The organism is uncultured Helcococcus sp. (genome assembly GCF_946998255.1).
GTDB lineage: Bacteria > Bacillota > Clostridia > Tissierellales > Peptoniphilaceae > Helcococcus.
In genome coordinates this window covers 1-6,464 of the sequence record NZ_CAMPYN010000060.1, presented here as the reverse complement: position 1 = coordinate 6,464, position 6,464 = coordinate 1, and the positions used below count along the sequence as shown (strand labels likewise).

5 protein-coding genes are annotated in these 6,464 nt (G+C 31.2%); all 5 read right to left on the bottom strand.

Annotation, left to right across the window (positions count from 1 at the left end; genetic code table 11):
• The coding region (locus Q0U66_RS05105; protein ID WP_297378222.1) for a hypothetical protein at positions 1-524 on the bottom strand (524 nt) is incomplete at its 3' end.
• A gap of 8 nt (positions 525-532) precedes the next feature.
• The gene (gene argS / locus Q0U66_RS05100; RefSeq protein ID WP_297378220.1) at positions 533-2,224 is read right to left on the bottom strand and encodes an arginine--tRNA ligase; all 1,692 of its coding nucleotides are present in this window, start codon (positions 2,222-2,224) and stop codon (positions 533-535) included.
• A gap of 1 nt (position 2,225) precedes the next feature.
• Positions 2,226-4,586: an endonuclease MutS2 gene (locus Q0U66_RS05095; RefSeq protein ID WP_297378218.1), complete on the bottom strand. Its 2,361-nt coding sequence runs from the start codon at positions 4,584-4,586 to the stop codon at positions 2,226-2,228.
• Positions 4,586-5,125: a cell division protein ZapA gene (gene zapA, locus Q0U66_RS05090; protein ID WP_297378215.1), complete on the bottom strand. Its 540-nt coding sequence runs from the start codon at positions 5,123-5,125 to the stop codon at positions 4,586-4,588. Before zapA ends, Q0U66_RS05095 begins: the two co-directional genes overlap by 1 nt.
• Positions 5,126-5,127: 2 nt before the next feature.
• A partial coding sequence (locus Q0U66_RS05085; RefSeq protein WP_297378211.1) for a phenylalanine--tRNA ligase subunit beta occupies positions 5,128-6,464 on the bottom strand: 1,337 nt, incomplete at its 5' end.

Below are 6,464 nucleotides of genomic sequence, written 5' to 3'. Positions count from 1 at the left end.
GCTAGCATTGGTAAAATCCAATATAATATATTATTGATAATAAATTTTACAGAATCAACAATAGCATCTATTCCTGATTGTCTAGCTATATAAGTTTGCTCATAAATGGTTGATTGAATAGCCAGGTTAGCATAAGTAAAAATTATAAATATAATTGGCATTTTAAGTGTAAATGCTAGGTTTGATAATATAATATTTGCAATTGTAAGGTAAAAGTAAGTATTCAGCAAAGGATTTAGGTATTTACTAAATCCTTCTTTTAGATTATCTATAGAAAACCTATTATAAAATACTATATATTCTAAAATTGTAACCAGCAAAGATGCAAAAGATACACTAACTATGTATCTTATAAACCCTAATATAAAATCTGAAGCTTGGTTTGCTGAGCTTAACAAGGACATAATAAAAGTCATAGCTATATTAGATAAAAATAATACTAAGGCTAATATTGGAACAAATTTAATATTTTCTAAAGTTTTATTAAAAGCTCTTTTATTTACATTTATAAAATCTTGTAACATGGTTCCTCCTACATCTTATCTGGAGCATGTATACCTAAAAGATATAATAGGTTTTTTATATTTATCTTAACTGCGTATACAAGTAAGGCTCTAGCCTTTTTGATATCTTCTTCTGAATTTAATATGTGAATATTGTTGTAGAAGGAGTTAAAGGCTTGAGCTAGGTCTGTAACATGTCTAGTAATTACAGAAGGTTCCAACTTGTCTTTAGCAGATAGAATCACCTCTGGTGTGTTATAGATTAACTTGATTAAATCTATCTCTTGCTTTTCTTTTAATAAAGAAAAATCAACCTGGTCATCTATTTCAAGTCCTAATCTCTCTAATATTTGATTAGCTCTAGCATGGGCATATTGTACATAAGGGCCTGTTTCACCTTCAAAATTTAGTACCTGGTCCCAATCAAATACATAGTCTTTTATTCTAGTATTAAATAACTCTTGGAACTTAACAGCTCCTATACCTATTTGTTTAGCTATCTGATCTTTATTTTCAAGGTCAGGATTTCTTTCTTCGATTATATCCTTGGTCTTATCTATAGCCTTATTTAATACGTCTTCTAAAAATACAACCTTACCCTTTCTTGTTGACATGGTACCATCTTTGAGTGAAACCATACCAAATTGAACATGGTCTATATCTTTTTCCCATTCATAACCCATTTTCCCTAAAATTTCTTTTAGGGTTCTAAAGTGTAAGTTTTGTTGGGTAGCTACCACATATATATTTTTATAAAAATCATAATGTTTTTTTCTATAAAGGGCTGTAGCTACATCTCTAGTAATATAGGTTGAAGACCCATCTTTTTTCAAAATAATTGCTGGTGGTTCTTCTTCCCCCATTTCAATTACTGTTGCACCTTCTGATTCTACTAAAAGATTTTTATCTTCTAGTTCTTTAACCACTTCATCTACAAATTGTGAATGGTAATATTCTCCATCATATGAATCAAAGTCAATTTCTAATAAGTCATATACCCTATTAAACTCTTTTAAACTTATTTCCTTAAACCATGACCATACTTTTAGTGCTTCTTCATCCTTATCTTCTAACTTTTTGAACCAAGCTCTAGCTTCGTCCATTAGATCAGGATTTTTTTCAGCTTCTTCAGTATATTTCACATATAGTTTAAGTAGTTCTTTAATTGGATCTGCATTTATTTCTTCCTTATTCCCCCATTTTTTATAGGCTGACAAAAGAACTCCAAATTGAGTACCATAGTCTCCCAAGTAGTTTATGGCTACTACATCATAAGATAAAAATCTCAATATTCTTTTTAGGGAATCACCAATTACTGTAGACCTTATATGGCCTATGTGGAATGGTTTTGCTATATTAGTTGAGGAGTAGTCAATTGTAATAGTCTTTCCTTTTCCAAGATCAGAAGATCCATACTTATCTTTTTCTTTAAATACTTCAGTCAAAACTACTTCATTAAATTTATCTTGGTCCAAATAGAAATTAATATAAGGTCCAACTGCCTTTATTTCAGTAAATAAATCAGATTTTATCTGACCTACTAAGTCTTGAGAAATTATGTTTGGTGCTTTTCTTAATGTTTTAGCTAGCTTAAAAGTAGGAAAGGCGAAGTCCCCCATTTCTTTATTTGGTGGAGTTTCAATTGTGTTATATATATCTTCACTTTCCAAGCCAATATTTAAGTCTACTAGTATATCTTTGATCTCATTTTTATAATTCATACTATTTCAGGCTTACTATTGTAACACCTGCTCCTCCTTCATCTGCTTTACCTATCCTAAATTGGTCTACATATCTTGATTTTCTTAAATAATTTGTAAGTCCTTCCCTCAGGGCACCCGTTCCCTTACCATGGATTAGGGCTACATTTTTAAGCCCCATCAAGATTGCATCATCAAAGTACGATTCTACTTCTATTATGGCTTCATCTACATTTAATCCTCTAAGATCAAGTTCTTGTTTTACTTCTTTAGATGAAGCATTTTTCATAACCTGCCTATAGGATGACTGAGACTTCTCTTTTTGTAAGTCTTGGTTTGTCTTTCTTAAATCTTTTATATTAACATTAAATTTTAATATACCCATTTGTACAATTAAATCACCTTTATTGTCAGGAAGTGTCATTACTGTTGCATCATCGCCCATAGAAATAACCCTGACAATTTGTCCAAGTTTAAGGTCTGAGGCTTCTTTTAAATCAGACTCTTCTCGTCTAATTTCTTTCTTTTGCTCATATTTTCTAGATGCAGACTTATACCTATCCGTGATTTCTGCATGGGCTCTATCTAATTCTTTGCTTTGTCCTGAAGACACTTGTTTTTTAGCAAGTCTTATCATTTCTTTTGACTCATCTTTAGCATCTTCTAATATTCTATTGGCTTTTTCTTGGGCATCTTCAATATCTTTTAGTGCTGCTTGTTTCCTAGTCTCATATTCTCTATTAAAGTCATCTTGTAATTTCTCATACTTAAGTTTTTCACTTCTTGCTTCTCTTAGAGCTAAATCCAGTTCTAATTTATCATCTTCTATTTCAGAAATTATATCTTCAAAGTTCCTATTTTCTTCACTTAGATAAGAACTTGCATTGGCTAAGATTTCATTGGATAAGCCTAGCCTTTTGGATATTTCAAAGGCGTTTGACTTACCTGGTAAACCTATAATTAACCTATAAGTTGGTGATAGACTTTCTAAATCAAATTCTACATTGGCATTTTGTACACCTTCTGTGGACATAGCATATAGCTTTAATTCTGAATAGTGTGTAGTAGATACTAATAAGGTATTTCTTTTAACAAGATTATCGATTATTGACATGGCGAGGGCTGCCCCTTCTGTAGGGTCAGTACCATTTCCAAGCTCATCAAATAAGACTAAGGAATTTTCATCAGCCTTAGATAAAATATTTACTATATTGGTCATTGACGCAGAAAAAGTAGACAAGTTTTGCTCGATGGATTGGTTATCACCAATATCTGTAAATACCTGATCAAAGACTGGAACTTTTGTAAATGGATCACATGCAACAAATAAACCTGCTTGTGCCATTAAAATAGTTAAACCTAAGGTCTTCAAAGATACTGTTTTACCACCAGTATTTGGTCCAGTAATTACAAGGGCTTTGAAATCCTCACCTAATTTTATATCAATAGGTACAACTTTTCCTTTTAGCAATGGGTGTTTTGCTTGTTTAATATCAATTATTTTCTCTTCACTTATTATTGGTTGATTATAAGACTTATCTAAGGCATACTTGGCCTTAGCAAAGGTAAAATCAATATCTACTAGAAGATATTGGTTATTGGCAATATCTTCCCTATAGAGATTTATCATTTCTGATAATTCTTTTAGAATCCTTCTAATTTCTTCTTGTTCTTCAATCTCTAAGTCTCTAATCTTATTATTGATTTCAACTACAACCATTGGTTCTATATACAAGGTTTGGCCAGATGCTGATGTATCATGAGTGATCCCAGGAACCTTGGCTTTAGCTCCAGCCTTGACAGGCACCACATACCTACCATCCCTCATAGTCACAAAACCATCTTGAATATTGATTGTGTCACTTTTAATCAATTGTTGAAGCTTACTTTTAACTTCATCTTCTTTTTGACTTATAGATTTTCTAATATTGAGTAATTGTTTAGAAGCATCATCTGCTATGGTCTCTTCATCAATAATGATTCTTTCAATTTCCTTTTGAATCCTCTTATTAGAGTAAAGCTTATCTATTTGATCAACTATTAAGTTATCACCTTCAAATCCATGCTTATAATCTTTCAATGATTGAGACACTCTTAAAGAATCGGCTACCTGTAATAATTCATAATTCTCCAAAATAGCCTGTCTTTTTAACCTATTTGCAATACTCTTTAAATCATGTATCCCATACAAGGGTGGAAATGAATATTTTCTAATAAGCTCTACAGCATCTGCAGTTTTTTCTTGCATGAATTTCACTTTATTTATATCGGTTAAAGGTACTATTTTAGACGCCTTGTCCTTGGCTAAAGTTGATGCACAATATTCTATTAAATTTTCTTGAATTTTATCCCACTCTAAGGTTAAAAGAGTATTTTTTTCCATTAGTTTCCTGTTCTGTTTTTTAATAATTCTTCTAGCTTTTTATTAGCCATCAAAGTTTTCTTTTCTTCTTCTAATAATTTATTTCTTAAATCTGTTGTTTCTTCAATAGACTTGTCTGCTAAGTTTTTTTGCCTATCCAATTCTAATTTATAATTATCTCTTTCAAGGCTTATACGTTCTAGATCCTTTTCTAAATCAAATAATTTTTCTTTCAAATCCATTATTAAGATATCTGCTTCCTTATGGTCTTCCTTGTAGGCATGATATTCAGCCTTTAGAGGTTCATAATGTTCCATTGCTTCAGCTGTATCTTCTTTTAATTGTTCTAATTCCTGGTCTATATCATACAGGTCATCCGCAATATTTAAACATGCCAAGGCTGTGTATGCAGCCTTATTTTTGTATTTTATAGTTTTTTTAGCCTTATCAATTTGCTTATCAACATAAGCAACTATTTTTTCAGCCTCTTCTTCTGACCTATTTGTCTTCAAAACATATGAGTTATCATCTATTTTGAACTCATAGCTGTTTCTATCCATACCTAACTCCTTAAATCAATATCGTAATAGTCTTCTAGTTTCTCTACTATTCTATTGAAAGCAGCTTTAATTTCATCATCTTTAAGGGTTTTTCTATTTGATTGGAAACCTATTTTAAATGCTAAAGAAACTTTTCCATCTTCAATTTGGCTTCCTGCATACCTATCAAATAGTTTTACAAATTTTATATTTTCCCCACCATTATTTCTGATTGTTTCAATAATATCTTGGGCTTCAACCCTATCATTTATGATAAAGGCAATATCCCTATCCACTAATGGATATTTAGAAATTTCTTTATATTGGATATTGTCATTAGCATATTTAAATAAAGTATCAACATTTGCTTCTAATAGGTAAACTCTCTTATTAATATCAAAATTATCTAACACCAAAGGATGTACTTCACCTATTACTGCTAACTTTTCATCATTTACTAAAACATTGGCTGTTCTTCCAGGGTGGAAGCTTGGATTATTTTCTTCAGTTTGGAATTTATTGTCTTCTATACCTAACTTAGTCAATAACTTTTCAAGGCTATCCTTTAGATAATAGTAGTCGTATTCATCACCTACCAAGGCCATTACTAGTAATTTTTCTTCCTTGCTTTGTGAAGGATCATCTCCTACTTTTACAAAACTATTTCCTAATTCTGACAATCTTAAATCAAACTGCTTGTTATTTAGGTTTCTTCTAATTATATCTAACATATTTCCAATCAAGGTAGTTCTCATAACGGAGAAGTCTTCCCCTAATGGATTTAATATTTTTAAGCTATCTCTTAATTTACTATCTTGGCTTAAATTTAACTTGTCATATTGCTTTGGAGATATGAAAGAATAAGACACAACTTCAGAAAAACCGAGTCCATAAACTTCATCTCTTATTTTATCCATAAAGTTTCTTAGGTCTGATTTTTTACCTTGGGTTAATGGGCCTTCTAGTCCTTTTGGCTCAATATTGTGGAAACCATAAAGCCTACCCACCTCTTCAATAAGGTCGGCTTCTATAGAAATATCTGACCTAAAGTATGGCACCTTAGCTGTAATAATATCATCCTCAACTTGGCATTCAAATTCTAATTCTTCCAAGTATTTTTTACTTTCTTCTACACTTAAGTCTAGGCCTAATAAAGAATTCAACCTAGAATTTCTAACTTTAACAAATTGATCTTCGGCCTCATAGGATCCATCATCATGAATTCCTTCTACTAGTGAACCTGAATTAGTTTCTTCAATTAATTTTAAAAATCTTTTTATACCATATTCAGCTAATTTTGAAGAGATTCCTTTTTCATATCTTGATGAAGCTTCTGAACGAAGTCCCAATCTTTTTGATG